We start from the raw sequence: 16,341 nt of genomic DNA on the forward strand, positions 1-16,341 counted from the left end.
CTTCAGACTCTTGGATTCCGGAGCTCCGCACTCCGAGATCTGCGCTCCGATCTCCCGGAACCCTGAATTCCATCCCTCCACGAGATTGTGGGCATGCCAAAGCGCACAGGGGTGGGATCCCCCCTATTTCCAGGAAACCATCACGATCCCACCCCGGGACAGCCCCAACCACCACCTGTGGAAAACCCGATCACCCACGGGCTACCACCCACAGACGGCCAGTCACCCCCGGGAGGCCACCCGCGAGCCGCCGCTCACGGACGACACCCCACGGACGACCGCCCGCGGCCAACCGTCCGTCCACCACTCACTTGGACCAGCGGCGGGCGATGTCGGCGGCCAGGGCGCGCAGTTCGTCGGCGGAACGGGCCATGGCGGCCTCGACGGAGCCCGCCGACTCGACGAGGGAGTAGGTCTCGGTGATTCCGGCGGCGGCGGCCTCGGCGCGGCCGACCTTGACGGCGCCCGCCGTGACGATGCAGGGAACGCCGTGCTTGTTCGCGGCCTGGGCGACGCCGTGCGGGAGCTTGCCGCGCAGGGACTGGGAGTCGAACGACCCCTCCCCGGTGATGACCAGGTCGGCCTCGGCGAGGTGCTCGGCGAGGTGTACGGAGTCGAGGACGCGGCTGATACCGGACTCGACGGTGCCGCCGAGGAGGAGCAGGGCGAAGCCGAGCCCGCCCGCGGCACCGGCACCGGAGGTGTCACGGGTGGTGCCCTCGGGGTCGACGCGGTCGGCGAAGGCGGTGAGGGCGGCGTCGAGACGCTGCACCTGGTCGGGGTCGGCGCCCTTCTGGGGACCGAAGACGGCGCTGGCGCCGTGGATGCCCAGGAGCGGGTTGTCGACGTCCGTGGCGGCGATGACACGGACCCCGGCGAGGGTCCGGCGGGCCGCTTCGAGGTCGATGCCGTCGACCTGGTCGGCCAGGGGACCACCACCGTGGCTGAGGTGGTCCGCGGGGGTGGCGCCGAGGGCGGCCAGCAGACCGGCCCCGGCGTCGTTGGTGGAGCTGCCGCCGAGGCCGACCACGACGGTTCGGGCACCGGCGCGGACCGCGTGGGCCACCAGCTCACCGACACCGTGGGTGGTCGTGCGGCCGGGGTCGCGGTCTTCGGCGGGCACCAGGTGGAGGCCGCAGGCCTGCGCGCTCTCCACGTAGGCGGTGTCGTCGTGAAGGAGGTACTCCGCGGTCACGGGCGTGCCGAGCGGACCGGTCACCTCGGTACGGTGCACCTTGCCACCGAGGGCGGTGTGCAGGACCTCGACGAAGCCGGGGCCGCCGTCGGAGAGCGGAAGCAGCTCCGTGTGAGCGGAGGGATCGGTCCGGTGCCACCCGTCGGCCACCGCCTGGGCGGCTTCGAGGGCGGAGAGAGTACCGGCGAACTTGTCAGGAGCGATGAGGATACGCACCGGACCAGTGTGCCAGGCCACATTTCTCCCGTGTGGGGTACCCCCCGCTGGTCAGAGGCCGGGCGCACCGTAGACCGGGAACCAGCGGGAGCGGTCCTTCTCCAGGGGCAGGTCACCGCCGATGGCGGCCTCGGCCTGGAGTTCCAGGGCGTTGTCCCTGCGCTGGCCGCCGCCGACGGGCGCGAAGGGGTAGAAGGTGCCGCGCTTGTAGAGGTAGACCAGTCCCAGGGAGCGCCCTCCGTCGGTGAAACCGACCAGGGAGCACAGGAGGGAGGGCCCGTACCCGTTCGCCTCCAGCGTGGAGTTGACGGCGTGCAGATCGGTCACCAGACCGGTGATGTCGGGATCGGCGTCCTCGCTCGGGGCGCTCCCAGGATCGTGGGAGCGGACCACCAGCCAGGTGTAGCCGTAGTCGTCGGTGACCTGGCCGACCGGCGGCCCCTCGTCGGCGTTGAGCAGTTCGGTGACGTCGCGTTCCAGGTCGGCGAAGGCGGCGCCCTCGGCGGCGCGGAAGGCGACCGAGCCGGTACCGGTGGGGCGGAAANGGCGGCCCGCAGGGTGACGGACGCCGAGGGCAGTCCGAACAGGGCGTCGAGGTCGGGTTTGGCGGGCTCGGAGCGCCCGAGCAGGGCTCGCCAGAAGCTCATGGTGGTTCCGGTCCTTTCGGGTCAGCGGCCCTGGCCGAGCTGCCGGGAGATGTCGGAGAGCTGTTCCAGCCGCTGCTGCATGGGCGGGTGGGTGGCGACCAGCTGGCTGAAGCTGAACCCCTTGCGGGAGAAGGCCGGGGCGAAGAAGAAGGCGTTGAACGGCTCCACCTGGCGCAGGTCGCGTGTGGGGATGCGGGCCATGTCGCCGGTGATCTTGGTGAGTGCGCTGCCCAGCGTCGACGGGCGCCCGGTGAGGTAGGCGGCGGCACGGTCGGCGGACAGTTCCCGGTAACGCGACAGCGCCCGGGTGAGCAGGAAGCTGAGTACCCAGGCGACGGCGCTGACGACCACGACGAGCAGGGCGACGACGGCCGGTGCGGGACCGTTGTTGTTGCCGCGCGAGGCCCCGGCGAACACGGCGAAGCGCAGCCCCGCCTGGGTGAGGAACCCGGCGACGATGCCGAGGAACCCGGCGATGGTCATCACCATGACGTCGCGGTGGGCGATGTGGGACAGCTCGTGGGCCAGGACCGACTCCAGCTCGGAGCTGTCGAGGCGGCGCATGAGCCCGGTCGTCACGCAGATGACCGCGGACTTCTCGTTGTGCCCGGTGGCGAAGGCGTTGGGCACGTCGGTGTCGGCGATCCCCACGCGGGGTTTGGGCATGTCCGCCATGGCGCACAGGCGGTCGATGAGGGCGTGTAGTTCGGGCGCCTGCCGCGGGGAGACCTCCTTGGCGCCCATGGAGAACATGGCGATCCTGTCGGAGGCGAAGTAGCTGAACAGCGCGAACCCCACGACGATGAGCAGCACCAGCCACACGTTGAGCCCCACCAGGACCAGACCGGCGATGAAGGCCATGTAGACGAGGGCGAGAAGGCCCATCGTCGTCACCATGCGAGCGGTCAGTCCCCGGTCAGGTCTGAACTTGGATCCGGCCATGCCGTAGTCCTCTCCGCCGACGCGTCGACTGTCTCGGAGTGTAGTTCGCCCAGGTGGGAAAGGGGTTGAGCGCTCCGTCCGCGCGCCGCGACGACGTTCCTCCCCCTGAGACCGCCTCTACCACTCCAACGGAGGGGGCTCCGTCGCGGTTCCTCGGCGGAAGGCGGCACATGCCACACCGTCCGGTTCCCCGTCCTACTCCCCGCCCTGGTCAGCGCACCAGCCGCACCGGTCCGGCCGTTCCCGCCCGTCGACCCCGCCAGCACACCGCGCACACGACGAGGCCGCCGTGACGCGTGGTCACGGCGGCCTGAAAGCACGCGCGCGGGCACCGAGTGCGGCGCCGACCGGCCGGGATCCGGCCCGCCGGGCACGCTCACCCTGTCCGGGGCGCACCTGGACGGAAACGGTGCGCCTGGACGAAAGTCGGTCCTGGCCGGCTAGCCGGGGATGAGTCCGTCGTCCTGGAGCATCTCCCGCACCTCTTCCATGGTGGCGTCGGCGTGCGGAAGGATGAACTGTGAGGGCTCCAGCGCGTCCGGCGGCAGCGGCTTGCCGTCCTCGCGCACCCTCTCCAGGAGGTCGTGCAGGGCGCGGCGGAACGTGGCCTCGTCGTTCGACTCGATCGCCGACTCCAGCGCGGAGTCGAAGGAGTTGAGCAGCTCGAGGTCGGCGTCGGTGAGGTCGAGCTGGCCCTCACCCATGATGCGAACGATCACGAGCCCTCCCGGTTCCCGGTGTTGCCAGCGCCGTTGCCACCCTCGATCTGCGGGGTGGAACCGCCGCCGCCCTGGCCGAGCTCCGACTTCATGCGCTCCAGCTCGGCCTCGACGCCGGTGGTGCTGGCCATGCGGTCCAGCTCGCTCTGGATGTCGTCCTTGGCGGTGCCGGTGACGTCGTCGAGCGCGCCGGAGGCGAGCAGCTCGTCCACAGCGCCCGCGCGGGCCTGCATCTCGGCGGTCTTGTCCTCGGCGCGCTGGACGGCCATGCCGACGTCGCCCATCTCCTCGGAGATGCCGGAGAAGGCCTCGCTGATCTGCGTCTGGGCCTGGGCGGCGGTGTAGTTCGCCTTGATGGTCTCCTTGCGCGTGCGGAAGGAGTCGACCTTGGTCTGGAGGCGCTGCGCCGCCATCGTGAGCTTCTGCTCCTCACCCTGGAGGTTGGCGTGCTGCTCACGGAGGCCGTCGATCTGCTGGGCCAGCCCGGAACGACGCGTGAGGGCCTCGCGGGCGAGGTCCTCACGGCCCTGGGTCAGGGCGGCGCGGCTCTGGGTCTCCAGCTTGTTGGACTGCTGCTCCAGCTGCTGGATCTGGAGCTCGACGCGCTTGCGGGAGGTCGCGACGTCGGCCACACCACGGCGCACCTTCTGCAGGAGCTCAAGCTGTTTCTGGTACGAGTAGTCGAGGGTTTCCCTTGGGTCCTCGGCCGCGTCCAGGGCCCTGTTGGCCTTGGACTTGAAGATCATCGAAAGTCGCTGAAACACGCTCATCGGCGTGGCCGTCCCCTTCTCGGTGCGTACATCGGCTGTTCCCAGCGGGCGCTTTGCCCAACCCTACGCGCTCTGGTCCGCGGTCGCCATAAAGCGACGAGCGGCTACCCTGTGGGTGTGTTCCGACGTCGCTCAGCTTCCACAGCCACGGATCCGGCCACCGCCGGATCCGCCAGCCCTGAGGCCACTGAGGCCACCCAACCTAAGGGATATACCCCCAAGAAGGGTGTCCCCACCCCAAAGCGCAGGGAATCCGAGGCGTTCCCCCGCAGGCCGCTGAAGGCGCCCGAGACGCGCAAGGAGGCCTACCAGGCCTACCGGGAACGTCTCGAACGTCAACGCGGGAGGGGCTCCTCGGGTTCCAGCGCCATCAAGGGGGTGCCCAAGGACGAGGCACGCTACTACCGGCAGCAGGACCTGGGCGAGGCCCGGGCCTTCGCCCGCGACTTCGTCGACTCCCGCCGCAGCGCCAGCGAGTTCTTCCTGCCGTTCTCGATCCTCATCATCGCGCTGTTGTTCATCAACAACCCGGTCTTCCAGATCGGCGTGGCCTACGTGCTGTGGCCGCTGATGATGGTGACGATCATCGCCGAGGGCGTCATGGTGGGCCGCGCGGTCAAGAAGCGCGCCTCCGAGTACTTCCCCGGCGACTCCACCATCAAGGGCATCGGGATGTACGCGGCCATGCGCCAGTTGCAGTTCCGCCGCCTGCGCCTGCCCAAGCCGCGGCTCAAGGTCCGCGAGGACCCCACCCCGCGCCGCGTGCGCTGACGGTCGCCGCTCCGCACCATCCCCGCATCCTCCCCACGCCGGGCGACGTGAGCAGGGCCGGTACGCGTACCGGCCCTTCACGCCATCCCGTCATGGGAGCGTTCCCAATCTCCCGGGTCCTCCCTCGCCGAAGCGCGTAGCCGCCCGTTAGAGTGCTCGACATGGAATTTCGGCATCTGGGCAACAGCGGTCTCATGGTCAGCGAGATCGCCTACGGGAACTGGATCACGCACGGCTCCCAGGTGGAGGAGGACACGGCCAAGGCCTGTGTCCGCGCGGCGCTGGACGCCGGCGTCACCACGTTCGACACCGCCGACGTCTACGCCGGGGGCAGGGCGGAGGAGGTGCTCGGCCGCGCCCTGAAGGGCGAGCGCCGGGACGGGTTGGAGATCTTCTCCAAGGTCTTCTGGCCGATGGGCGAGGGCAAGAACGACAAGGGCCTGTCCCGCAAGCACATCATCCGCGGCGCGGAGGACTCCCTGCGCCGCCTCGGAACCGACTACCTGGACCTGTACCAGGCGCACCGGTTCGACTACACCACCCCGCTGGAGGAGACCATGCGGGCCTTCGAGGACCTGGTCCGCCAGGGCAAGGTCCTCTACGTCGGTGTGTCCGAGTGGCGCGCCGAGGAGATCGAGCGGGCGCTCAAGATCGCCGACGAGATGGGCTTCGACCGGATCGTCTCCAGTCAGCCGCAGTACAACATGCTGTGGCGGGTCATCGAGCCCGAGGTCGTCCCGCTCTCCGAGCGCGAGGGCATCGGCCAGATCGTGTGGTCGCCGATCGCCGGGGGCGTCCTGACCGGCAAGTACAAGCCCGGCCAGGAGCTGCCCGAGGGTTCGCGCGCCGCCGACCCCAACAGCGGGCACTTCCTGCGCGGTCCGCTGGAGGACCAGGTCATGCTGGAGCGCGTGCAGAAGCTGGAGCCGCTGGCCGCCGAGGCCGGTCTGTCCCTGGCGCAGCTGGGCGTGGCCTGGGTGCTGCAGAACCCGAACGTGTCGTCCGCGATCATCGGCGCCTCCCGCCCCGAGCAGGTGGAGAGCAACGTCAAGGCCGCCGGGGTCAAGCTCGACGCCGGTCTCCTCAAGAGGATCGACGAGATCCTGGGGGACAGCGTCAAGCGCGACCCGTCCCTGACCAAGAGCCCGGAGAACATCCGCGGCTAACAGGCCATGTCCGGAGCGTTTCCGGAGGCCCGGAAGGAACACCGGCCCGGTCGTCCCAGGTGGCGGCCGGGCCCTCCTTGTGTCACGGCCCCCACCCTGGGTAGCCGTCACCTCCGCACGCATCCCGCGAAGGAGGGCCGATGGAGATCGGACACGTCATCGAGGCGGTGGGCACCGCCGTCGACGTCGCCGGGGTCGGCGTCATCGTCATCGGAGCGGTGGGCGCGACGGTGCTGTTCCTCTACCGTCTGGTGAGGGGGCACGACATGACCGGGGCCTACCGGCCCTACCGGCAGGGGCTCGGCCGGGCGATCCTGCTGGGCCTGGAGCTCCTCGTCGCCGGGGACATCATCCGCACGGTCGCGGTCTCCCCCACCTTCGCCAGTGTCGGGGTGCTCGCCGGGATCGTCCTGATCCGGACCTTCCTCAGCTTCTCCCTGGAGGTGGAGCTGGAGAACCGCTGGCCCTGGCAGGGCCGCGCCAGCGCCTCCCGGCCGGGCTGACCGGCCCGGAGTGACCGGCACCGGACCGGCGGCCGCGCCCCCTGCTCCGGGGGCACGGCGGACGGGTCTACTCGACCGGTTCCAGGGACATCGCGTAGACCTCCTTCTCACCGTCGAGCAGGGCGACCCGTCGCACACCGCCCTCGGCGAGCTCATGCCAGTTCTCGCCCAGCCAGCTCTCCGCGTCGCCACGCGAGGTGAACGACTCGGAGGGCAGGTCCGTCCCCCTCGGGTCGGTTCCGTCGGCCTCGTAGTACCGCCAGGTCCACGCCATGTTCGACCGCCCTTCGTCACGGATGTCACAGCTCGGTCACCATGATCCTGGACCGAGCTTAACCAAGGCTTGGTGGACGATGTTGTTTACTTCTTCGGGTGCGTATCCGATTTCTGGGGACAGCCGGACACTCGGGGTGGCCCGCCCCGCAGTGCACCTGCGCCTCCTGCAACAAGGCCCTCGCGGAGCGCCGCCTGCCCCTGCGCGTGACCGTGGACGACCGCTTCCGCATCCGCGAGGCGGGCGCGGTCGGTCCGGTGCCGCCGGGGTACTCGGTGGTGCCGACACCCGACGGCGTCCTCGTGGAGGGAGCCGGCGGCGGCAGGCTGCTGTACGCGCGCACGGGTCCTGGGCCCCTGCCCGGCGTTCCCCCGGTGGAGGCCCGGGCGGAGGGCTCCTCCGGCTACTCCTCCACCCGACCCGAACAACAGGTGGACATGGTCATCGTGGACGCCGCGCAGCGCCCGGAGGTCATCGGTGAGCTGCGCCGCTCGGGGGTGATCGGGGTGACCACGGCCGTCGTCGCGGTCGGCGGCGACCACCGCGTCCGCTCCCCGGACGAGTTCGCCCGCCGGGCGCGGCTGTGGGGCGCCCTGGTCCCGGGCGACGGCCAGGTCCTGTCGTGCCCTCCGGCGGTGTGGCCGGAGTCGCGCCCGCGCGGACCCCACCGGACCCTGGTGACCGGGGGCGCCCGTTCGGGCAAGTCCACCGAGGCCGAACTGCGCCTGATGGCCGAGCCGAAGGTCCTGTACGCGGCGACCGGTCCCGTGCCCGACCCCGTCCGTGACCCCGACTGGGCCGACCGGGTGGCCCAGCACGTGCGGCGCCGCCCCTGGTGGTGGCGCACCGAGCAGACCACCGACCTGGTCGCCCTGCTCAAGAGGGCCCGGGGCGCGGTCCTGGTGGACTGTCTGGGCACCTGGCTGTCCTCGGTGATGGACGAGGCGGGGCTGTGGGAGGACCGTCCCCCCTCCGACGCCGAGGAACAGGTGGAGGCCGCGATCCACGGGCTGTTGGAGGCCTGGCGCGCCACCCAGGCCTACGTCGTGGCGGTGACCAACGAGGTGGGGTCGGGTGTGGTGCCCGCGACCCGCGCGGGCGGACTGTTCCGCGACCACCTGGGTCGGTTGAACCAGTGGGTGGGAGCCGAGTCCGAGGACGTGGTGCTGGTGACCGCGGGCCGCGTCCTGGAGCTGCCGTGAGCGGGCCCCCCGCCGCGGACGCGGTCGCCGGAGCGCGGATGGCGCTGGGAACGTTCACCGTGTTCCCCGTGCGTGTGGACCGTGTGGACCGGCCCGCCGCGGGGTGGGCCATGGTGTGGGCGCCCGTGTTGGGAACGCTTCTGGGCGGCCTCACCGGCACCGTGGCCGTGCTCGGCGCGGCGGTCGGCCTGTCCGCCCCGCTGGCGGCGGTGCTCGCCGTGGGGCTGGCGGCGCTGCTGACCCGGGGACTGCACCTGGACGGTCTGGCCGACCTGGCCGACGGGTTGGGCAGCGGGCGTCCGGCCGAGGGCGCCCTGGAGGTGATGCGGCGTTCGGACATCGGGCCGTTCGGGGTGGTCACCCTGGTGGTCGCGCTCGCCGCGCAGGTGCTGTCCCTGGGCCAGCTGGTCACCGTGTCGGCCGGGGCCGCGCTGGCGGGTGCGGCGGCGGCCGGCGCGGCGGGACGGCTGGCGGTGACCCTGGCGTGCACCCCGCGTGTGCCGTCGGCGCGGCCCGAGGGCCTGGGCGCGTTCGTGGCGGGGACCGTGCGTTGGCCGGGTGCGTCGGCGGCCGCCGTCCTCACCGCCGTGGTCTGCCTGGCGGGGTGGGTGCACGCGCCGGGGTTCGCGCTGGCGTGCGTGCTCGCGGCCGTCGCGGGTCTGCTCGCGGCGGGCGGTGTGCTGCGCCGTGCGGTACGGCGGCTGGGCGGTGTGACGGGGGACGTGCTGGGCGCGCTGGTGGAGACGGCCGCGACGGTGGTGCTGGTGGTGGCCGCGGCGGCCTCGGCGTGGGTGTGAGGCGGGGTCACGGCGCCGCCCCGCGCGTGCGGGGCGTCCCACCAGGCGGTTTCCTACCAGCCAGTAACCCAACGGGGTGATCAATGTCGTGATCATCACATTTCTTCACACGGGTTTCACGGATCCCCCACATGGGAACGCGTGACCAGTCCCGGCGACGGCCCACAGCGCCCTTCGGAGGCGGTCAGAGGCCTTCTCGCCGCGCGCGCGACCCGACCCCGCCCCCTCCCGCACCCCGCGTTCCGCGACCCCGCGCAGCGCCGCGTCAGAGCCCCGCGGCGCCCCGGGGCGCCGCGTCGCCGCCGGGCACGTGAGGCGACTAGCATCAGGGACGTGAGCACGTCGTTGTCAGTAAATACGGAGTCCCCCAGTTCGCTCGACGCCGACGCGGTTGTCGTCGGTTACCACTCCGGAGGCGATGCTCCGGAGCCCGCGTCGGGCGCTCATGACGTCGATACCGCCTTCTCCGGCGGTCTCGCCCAGACCCTGTCGCTCCTGGGAGCGAGCGGCACCCCCGAGGAGGTGCACACCCTTGCCTCCCTCGGAGCCGTCAAGGCCCCGGTCGTCGTCGCGGTCGGTCTCGGCCCCGCGCCCGCCGAGGGTCCCGTCGACTCCGACATCCTGTCCCGCGCCGCCGGCGCCGCACTGCGCTCGCTTGCCTCGCGTCCCGAGGGCGCCGGCCGGGTCGTCCTGGCCCTGCCCGCCGACACCGCCGCCGAGGCCGGTGCCGTCGCCCTGGGCGCCCAGCTGGGCCTGTACGGCTTCGACCGGTACCGCACCGGTGACCGGGAGAAGGCCCCCGCCACGCTGGTCGTGGCCAGCTCCGCCGCGGACGCCGGCGACGCCGTCGAGCGCGCCGCCGTCCTGGCCGAGGCCGTCACCCTCACGCGCGACCTGGTCAACACCGCCCCGGCCGACCTGGTCCCCGAGGACCTGGCCTCCGCAGCCCAGGAGATCGCCCAGCAGGCCGGCCTGCGGATCGAGGTCCTGGACGAGCGCGCCCTGTCCGAGGGCGGCTACGGCGGCCTGACCGGCGTCGGTCAGGGCTCGGCCAACCCGCCCCGCCTGGTCCGGCTCGCCCACACCCACCCGGAGGCCACGAAGACCGTGGCCTTCGTCGGCAAGGGCATCACGTTCGACTCCGGCGGCCTGTCCCTCAAGCCCGCGGGCTCGATGGACTGGATGAAGTCCGACATGGCGGGCGCCGCCTCCGTGCTCGCCGCGATGCGCGCCATCGCCACCCTGGGCCTGAAGGTCAACGCCGTCGGCTACCTGGCCGTGGCCGAGAACATGCCCAGCGGCACCGCGCAGCGCCCCTCCGACGTGCTGACCATCTACGGCGGCAGGACCGTCGAGGTCCTCAACACCGACGCCGAGGGCCGCCTGGTCATGGCCGACGCCCTCGTCCGCGCCCAGGAGGACGCGCCCGATCTCGTCGTGGACATCGCCACCCTGACCGGCGCCCAGCTCGTCGCGCTCGGCACCCGCGTGTTCGCGGTCATGTCCAACGACGACGAGGTGCGCGGCGAGATCGTCTCCGCCGCGGGTGAGGCGGGTGAGGCCTCCTGGCCGATGCCGCTGCCCGAGGAGCTGCGCGCGGGCCTGGACTCCTCGGTCGCCGACATCGCCAACGTCGCGGGCGAGCGCTGGGGAGGCATGCTCTCCGCGGGCGTCTTCCTCAAGGAGTTCATCGAGGACGGCGTCAAGTGGGCGCACCTCGACATCGCGGGTCCGTCCTTCAACCAGGGCGGTCCGCACGGCTACACCCCGAAGGGCGGTACCGGCGCGGGCACGCGCACCCTGGTCCGCATCGCGGAGGAGTACGCCAGGTAGTCCCCGTGGACGGGGCGGCCCCTCCTGAGCCGGAGCGCCGCCCCTCCCGGCCCCCCGCGGCCGCGCACACCGCCCCCCGCTTCCGAGAGCGCCCGGCCGTGGACCACCACCCATCACCAGCCACCACAACAAGGAGTTCGTTCCCGTGAGTGAGAGCGGCGGCACCTTCGACCTCGTCGTCCTTGGCGGCGGCAGCGGCGGCTACGCGGCGGCGCTGCGCGCCGCGGAGCTGGACATGAGCGTCGTCCTGATCGAGAAAGACAAGCTCGGCGGCACCTGCCTGCACCGCGGCTGCATCCCCACCAAGGCCCTGCTGCACTCGGCCGAGGTCGCCGACTCCGCCAAGGAGAGCGAGAACTTCGGAGTCCGGGCGACGTTCGAGGGCATCGACGTCGAGGCCGTACACAAGTACAAGGACAAGGTGGTCAGTGGCCTGTTCAAGGGCCTGAGCGGTCTGGTCAAGTCGCGCAGGATCACCGTCGTCGAGGGTGAGGGCAGGCTCACCGGCAAGGACGAGGTCACCGTCGACGGCGCCGTCTACAAGGGCCGCAACATCCTCCTGGCCACCGGCTCCAAGCCCAAGACCCTGGGTCTGGACATCGACGGCGAGAAGGTCGTGACCAGCGACCAGGCCCTGAACCTGGACCGCGTGCCCGAGTCGGCCATCGTCCTGGGCGGCGGCGTGATCGGCGTGGAGTTCGCCAGCGTGTGGCGCTCCTTCGGCGCCGACGTCACCATCGTCGAGGCCCTGCCGCACCTGGTGCCGGTGGAGGAGGAGTCGAGCTCCAAGCTCCTGGAGCGCGCCTTCCGCAAGCGCAAGATCAAGTACGAGCTGGGCACGCCGTTCGAGTCGGTCAAGACCACCGACTCCGGCGTGACCGTCACCCTCCAGGGCGGCAAGACCCTGGACGCCGAGATCCTGCTGGTGGCCATCGGCCGCGGGCCGGTCTCGGAGGGCCTGGGTTACGAGGAGCAGGGCATCACCCTGGACCGCGGTTTCGTCCAGGTGGACGAGAACCTGCACACCGGCGTGGGCAACGTCTACGCCGTGGGCGACCTCATCCCGACCCTCCAGCTCGCCCACGTCGGCTTCGCCGAGGGCATCTTCGTCGCCGAGCACATCGCCGGGCAGAACCCGCCCGCGATCGACTACGACGGCGTCCCCCGCGTCACCTACTGCGAGCCCGAGGTCGCCTCCGTGGGCCTGACCTCCAAGGTCGCCAAGGAGCGCGGCCACGACATCGTGGAGATGGACTACAACCTCGGGGGCAACGGCAAGAGCCAGATCCTGCAGACGCAGGGTGCGGTGAAGGTCGTCGCCGAGAAGGACGGCCGGGTCCTGGGCGTCCACATGGTCGGCAGCCGTGTCGGCGAGCTGATCGCCGAGGGACAGCTGATCTACAACTGGGAGGCGCTGCCCTCCGAGGTGGCCCAGCTGATCCACCCGCACCCGAGCCAGTCGGAGGCGTTGGGCGAGGCGCACCTCGCACTGGCGGGCAAGCCGCTGCACGTCCACGACTGACCGCACCACCGGGGGCGGGCCGCGACGGCCCGCCCCCGCACACATCCGCGCTGCCCATCAAGGGTTGGGCAGATACCGCGCCCAGATCCAACGAGGAACCCATGCCGACTTCCGTTTCCATGCCCGCCCTGGGTGAGAGCGTCACCGAGGGGACCGTCACCCAGTGGCTGAAGAACGTGGGCGACACCGTCGAGGTGGACGAGCCGCTCCCTGAGGTCTCCACCGACAAGGTGGACACCGAGATCCCGTCCCCCGTCGCCGGTGTCCTCAACAGGATCCTCGTCGACGAGGACGAGACCGTGGAGATCGGCGCGGAGATCGCCGTCATCGGCGGTGAGGGCGAGAGCGCCGACGAGGGCGGGGCCGCGCCCGCCGCCGAGCAGCCCGCGGAGGAGCCCGCCCCGGAGCCCGAGGCCGCCGAGGAGCCGGAGCCCGCGTCCGCTCCGGCCGAGCCCGAGCCCGCTCCGGCCGCGTCGGAGGCGTCGGAGGCGTCCTCCTCCGGGGGGCCGACCACGTCGGTGACCATGCCCGCCCTGGGTGAGAGCGTCACCGAGGGGACCGTCACCCAGTGGCTGAAGAGCGTCGGCGACACCGTCGAGGTGGACGAGCCGCTCCTTGAGGTCTCCACCGACAAGGTGGACACCGAGATCCCGTCCCCCGTCGCCGGTGTCCTCAACAGGATCCTCGTCGACGAGGACGAGACCGTGGAGATCGGCGCGGAGATCGCCGTCATCGGCGGTACCGGCGACGAGCCCCCGGCCTCCTCCGAGGCTCCCGCGCCGTCCCGGGCCGAACCGCGGCCCGAGCCCAAGGCCGAGCCGGAGCCGCAGCCGGCTCCCCGGGCGGAGCCCGCGCCCGCCGCGAAGAAGGAGAAGGCCGACGAGGGCCCGTCCGTGGACGTCGAGACCCTCAGCGGCACCGGCCGCGCCTCGGGCACCGACGCCGGGACCGAGTCGTACGTGACGCCGCTCGTGCGCAAGCTCGCCGCCGAGCACGACGTGGACCTCAGGCGCGTGAAGGGCACCGGCGTGGGCGGGCGCGTCCGCAAGCAGGACGTGCTCAGGGCCGCGGAGGAGCAGAAGGCCGCCGCCGCGCGCGCCGCCGCTCCGGCCCCGTCCTCGGCGCCGAGCAAGGTGGCGGACGACTCCGCGCTGCGCGGCCGCACCGAGAAGCTCACCCGCCTGCGCCTGTCCATCGCGGACCGGATGGTGGAGTCGCTGCACGTCTCGGCCACGACCACCCAGGTCATCGAGGTCGACGTCACCAAGATCGCCCGTCTGCGCGAGCAGGCCGCCGACCGCTTCGCCGAGCGCGAGGGCATCGCGCTCGACTTCTTCCCGTTCTTCGCGCTGGCCGCGGTGGAGGCCCTGCGCTCCCACCCCAAGCTCAACGCGGTGGTCGACAGCGACAAGCAGGAGGTGACCTACCACGACGTGGAGAACCTCGGCGTGTCGGTGGACACCGAGCGCGGTCTGCTCGCCCCCGTGGTCAGGAACGCGGGCAAGCTGGGCCTGGGTGAGCTGGCGCGGACGATGACGGACCTGACCGAGCGCGCCCACACCGGCAAGCTGGGCCCGGACGAGCTGGGCGGCGGTACGTTCACCATCGCCGAGACCGGCTGCACCGGCGCGCTGTTCGGCACGCCGATCATCAACCAGCCGCAGGTGGCCATCCTGGGCACCGGCGCGGTCGTCAAGCGCCCCGTCGTGGTCGAGGACCCGTCCATGGGCGACGAGGTGATCGCGGTGCGCTCGATGGTGTACCTGTCGCTGGCCCACGACCACCGCCTGATCGACAGCGCCGACGCCGGACGCTTCCTCCAGAGCGTGAAGCAGCGTCTGGAGGAGGGGGCCTTCGAGCCCGACCTGGGCCTGTAGGACCCTCGCACGACCCCGTCGGGCCGGGCGCCGTCTCGGGCGCCCGGCCCGACGTCGTTTCCGGAGCGACCTCCCGATTTGACCTCAAGACATGTTGAGGTCCTAGCGTTGACCCGTTCCCGAACCGACGGTGCGCCGCGCGGCTCCGGCCACCAGGGCCGAGCCGGTCCGCGCGTGCCCGCCTGACGTGCCCGCTCCCGTGTGGGCCGAGACGGCACAGAAGAAGCAAGGACCCACATGGACAACCTTCGGATCGCGGTCATCCTGGGCGGCAACCGCCAGGGCCGTACCGGCCCCGCCGTCTCGCGCTGGTTCGTGGACCGCGCGGTCAGGTACCCGGACCCGACCGTGGAGTTCGACTTCCTGGACGTGGAGGACATCAGTCCGGCGGACGGCCACGGCGGGCCGATGGCGCCGGAGTCGGCGCGCACGGTGGAGGCGGCCGACGGGTACGTGGTGGTGACCCCCGAGTACAACCACGGGTATCCGGGCGAGCTGAAGAGCGCCATCGACTCCGCTCGCCGGGAGTGGTTCGGCAAGGCGGTCGGCTTCGTCTCCTACGGCGGGATGTCCGGCGGTCTGCGGGCGATCGAGCAACTGCGCTCGGTCTTCTCGGAGCTGCACACCGCCACGATCCGCGACACGGTCAGCCTGCACAACGCGCAGACGATGTTCGGCCCGGAGGGTGAGCCGGTGGTGGACATGTCCGCGGCGGAGGAGGCCGTGGAGCGGATGCTGCGCCAGCTGGTGTGGTGGGCGCTGGCCCTGCACGAGGCCCGGGAGCGCCGCCCCTACCCCGGATAGCCGCGCCCGCGCGGGGCGGACCCCCGGAGCAGCGGAGCCCCGGGGCGGACAGGTGGACGGGGCGGTGCCTCTCGGCACCGCCCCGTCTTTCTACCCCACCAATCACCATCCCCTGATGATCCCCATCATCAAAGGTCTGTGGTCGGGCGCGCGGCAGTCGAACCGACAGCGCGTCGCCCAAAGTAGCTCCGCGTTGACGCGGAGTTCCTGACCCACCTTCAACGTAGAAGAACGGAGCGCCTTCCCGCAGCTCTTTCGCGGAAAAAGCCGAAGAAAAACTCGGCGGGTGTCCCAGGACGCCCCTTTGGCGTGCTTTCCCGTGCGAGTCGCGCCGTCCTACGGGTAGACCGATGATCATGAGAGTGGCGATAACGGGGGCATCAGGACTCATCGGCAGGGCGCTGGAGGCTTCCCTGCTCGGCGACGGGCACACGGTGGTGCGCATGGTGCGGCGCCTGCCGCGCGGGCACCCCTCCCCCCGCGTGGAGGAGGCGGAGTGGCGCCCCGAACAGGGACGGGTGGACACCGTGGCCCTGCACGAGACCGACGCCGTGGTGCACCTGGCCGGCGCGCCGATCGGCCCGGCCCTGTGGACACGGCACCGGCGCGTGCTCATCCGGCGCAGCCGGACGCGCGGCACCCGTACCCTGTGCCAGGCCCTGGCGGGCATGTCCGCCCCTCCCCCGCGCCTGCTGAGCGCGTCGGGCATGCACTTCTACGGCGACACCGGCGGACGCGCGGCCACCGAGGACGACGGGCCGGGCACGGGTTTCCTCGCGGGGGTGTGCCGGGACTGGGAGGAGGCCACCGCCCCGGCCCGCGAGGCGGGGCTGTCGGTGGCGCACATGCGCACCTCGGTGGTACTCGACCGCTCGGGCGGCCTGCTGCGCACGCTGCTGCCGCTGTACCGGGCGGGGGTGGGCGGTCGCCTGGGTTCGGGCACCCAGTACATGAGCTGGATCGCCATGCGCGACCACATCGGTGCCGTGCGCTTCCTGCTGGAGCATCCGGAGATCACGGGGCCGGTGAACATGTGCGCGCCGGAGCCGGTGACCAACGCCGACTTCTCCCGGGAGCTGGGCAGGGCGGTGCGGCGGCCCGCC

At 71.8% G+C, this 16,341-nt stretch carries 15 protein-coding genes and 1 pseudogene; 10 read left to right on the forward strand and 6 right to left on the reverse strand.

Annotated features, from left to right (window positions below):
* Positions 1 to 307 precede the first annotated feature (307 nt).
* From D455_RS0120920 to D455_RS0120940, 5 genes and pseudogenes are all read right to left on the reverse strand, one after another.
* Positions 308 to 1,411 (reverse strand): glycerate kinase family protein, encoded by a 1,104-nt coding sequence (locus D455_RS0120920; RefSeq protein WP_017572642.1) that lies wholly within the window; start codon positions 1,409 to 1,411, stop codon positions 308 to 310.
* A gap of 51 nt (positions 1,412 to 1,462) precedes the next feature.
* Positions 1,463 to 2,058: pseudogene (gene pspAB / locus D455_RS31190) on the reverse strand (PspA-associated protein PspAB).
* A gap of 21 nt (positions 2,059 to 2,079) precedes the next feature.
* Entirely contained in the window at positions 2,080 to 3,000 is a 921-nt protein-coding gene (gene htpX, locus D455_RS0120930; RefSeq protein WP_017572644.1) for a zinc metalloprotease HtpX, read from the reverse strand.
* Between the two features lie 440 nt (positions 3,001 to 3,440).
* Positions 3,441 to 3,719: a PspA-associated protein PspAA gene (gene pspAA, locus D455_RS0120935; protein ID WP_017572645.1), complete on the reverse strand. Its 279-nt coding sequence runs from the start codon at positions 3,717 to 3,719 to the stop codon at positions 3,441 to 3,443.
* Entirely contained in the window at positions 3,716 to 4,489 is a 774-nt protein-coding gene (locus D455_RS0120940; protein ID WP_083922339.1) for a PspA/IM30 family protein, read from the reverse strand. Before D455_RS0120940 ends, pspAA begins: the two co-directional genes overlap by 4 nt.
* Positions 4,490 to 4,606: 117 nt before the next feature.
* Here D455_RS0120940 and D455_RS0120945 point away from each other — a divergent pair, with 117 nt between their 5' ends.
* The 3 genes from D455_RS0120945 to D455_RS0120955 all read left to right on the forward strand — a co-directional run bounded on the left by D455_RS0120945 (position 4,607) and on the right by D455_RS0120955 (position 6,929).
* Positions 4,607 to 5,260, forward strand: coding sequence for a DUF3043 domain-containing protein (locus D455_RS0120945; RefSeq protein WP_026122841.1), 654 nt, complete (start codon positions 4,607 to 4,609; stop codon positions 5,258 to 5,260).
* A 161-nt stretch (positions 5,261 to 5,421) separates the two neighbouring features.
* On the forward strand, positions 5,422 to 6,426 hold the full coding sequence (locus D455_RS0120950; protein WP_026122842.1) for an aldo/keto reductase family protein: 1,005 nt from the start codon (positions 5,422 to 5,424) through the stop codon (positions 6,424 to 6,426).
* Between the two features lie 140 nt (positions 6,427 to 6,566).
* The gene (locus D455_RS0120955; RefSeq protein WP_017572649.1) at positions 6,567 to 6,929 is read left to right on the forward strand and encodes a DUF1622 domain-containing protein; all 363 of its coding nucleotides are present in this window, start codon (positions 6,567 to 6,569) and stop codon (positions 6,927 to 6,929) included.
* A gap of 67 nt (positions 6,930 to 6,996) precedes the next feature.
* Here D455_RS0120955 and D455_RS0120960 read toward each other — a convergent pair whose 3' ends face one another.
* Entirely contained in the window at positions 6,997 to 7,203 is a 207-nt protein-coding gene (locus D455_RS0120960; RefSeq protein ID WP_017572650.1) for a hypothetical protein, read from the reverse strand.
* Between the two features lie 206 nt (positions 7,204 to 7,409).
* Here D455_RS0120960 and D455_RS0120965 point away from each other — a divergent pair, with 206 nt between their 5' ends.
* The 7 genes from D455_RS0120965 to D455_RS0120995 form a co-directional block, all read left to right on the forward strand.
* Positions 7,410 to 8,405 (forward strand): bifunctional adenosylcobinamide kinase/adenosylcobinamide-phosphate guanylyltransferase, encoded by a 996-nt coding sequence (locus D455_RS0120965; RefSeq protein ID WP_017572651.1) that lies wholly within the window; start codon positions 7,410 to 7,412, stop codon positions 8,403 to 8,405.
* A gap of 38 nt (positions 8,406 to 8,443) precedes the next feature.
* Complete coding sequence (locus D455_RS0120970; protein WP_040685023.1) at positions 8,444 to 9,202, forward strand: adenosylcobinamide-GDP ribazoletransferase; 759 nt, start codon at positions 8,444 to 8,446, stop codon at positions 9,200 to 9,202.
* Positions 9,203 to 9,535: 333 nt separating this feature from the next.
* Positions 9,536 to 11,035, forward strand: coding sequence for a leucyl aminopeptidase (locus D455_RS0120975; protein ID WP_083922341.1), 1,500 nt, complete (start codon positions 9,536 to 9,538; stop codon positions 11,033 to 11,035).
* Between the two features lie 145 nt (positions 11,036 to 11,180).
* Positions 11,181 to 12,557 (forward strand): dihydrolipoyl dehydrogenase, encoded by a 1,377-nt coding sequence (gene lpdA, locus D455_RS0120980; RefSeq protein ID WP_017572654.1) that lies wholly within the window; start codon positions 11,181 to 11,183, stop codon positions 12,555 to 12,557.
* Between the two features lie 101 nt (positions 12,558 to 12,658).
* Positions 12,659 to 14,434 (forward strand): 2-oxoglutarate dehydrogenase, E2 component, dihydrolipoamide succinyltransferase, encoded by a 1,776-nt coding sequence (gene sucB, locus D455_RS0120985; protein WP_083922344.1) that lies wholly within the window; start codon positions 12,659 to 12,661, stop codon positions 14,432 to 14,434.
* A 237-nt stretch (positions 14,435 to 14,671) separates the two neighbouring features.
* Positions 14,672 to 15,238, forward strand: coding sequence for an NADPH-dependent FMN reductase (locus D455_RS0120990; RefSeq protein WP_017572656.1), 567 nt, complete (start codon positions 14,672 to 14,674; stop codon positions 15,236 to 15,238).
* A 362-nt stretch (positions 15,239 to 15,600) separates the two neighbouring features.
* Positions 15,601 to 16,341: TIGR01777 family oxidoreductase (locus D455_RS0120995; protein ID WP_051064684.1), on the forward strand; the 741-nt coding region annotated here is incomplete at its 3' end.

Source organism: Nocardiopsis halotolerans DSM 44410 (assembly GCF_000341065.1).
Taxonomy (GTDB): domain Bacteria; phylum Actinomycetota; class Actinomycetes; order Streptosporangiales; family Streptosporangiaceae; genus Nocardiopsis; species Nocardiopsis halotolerans.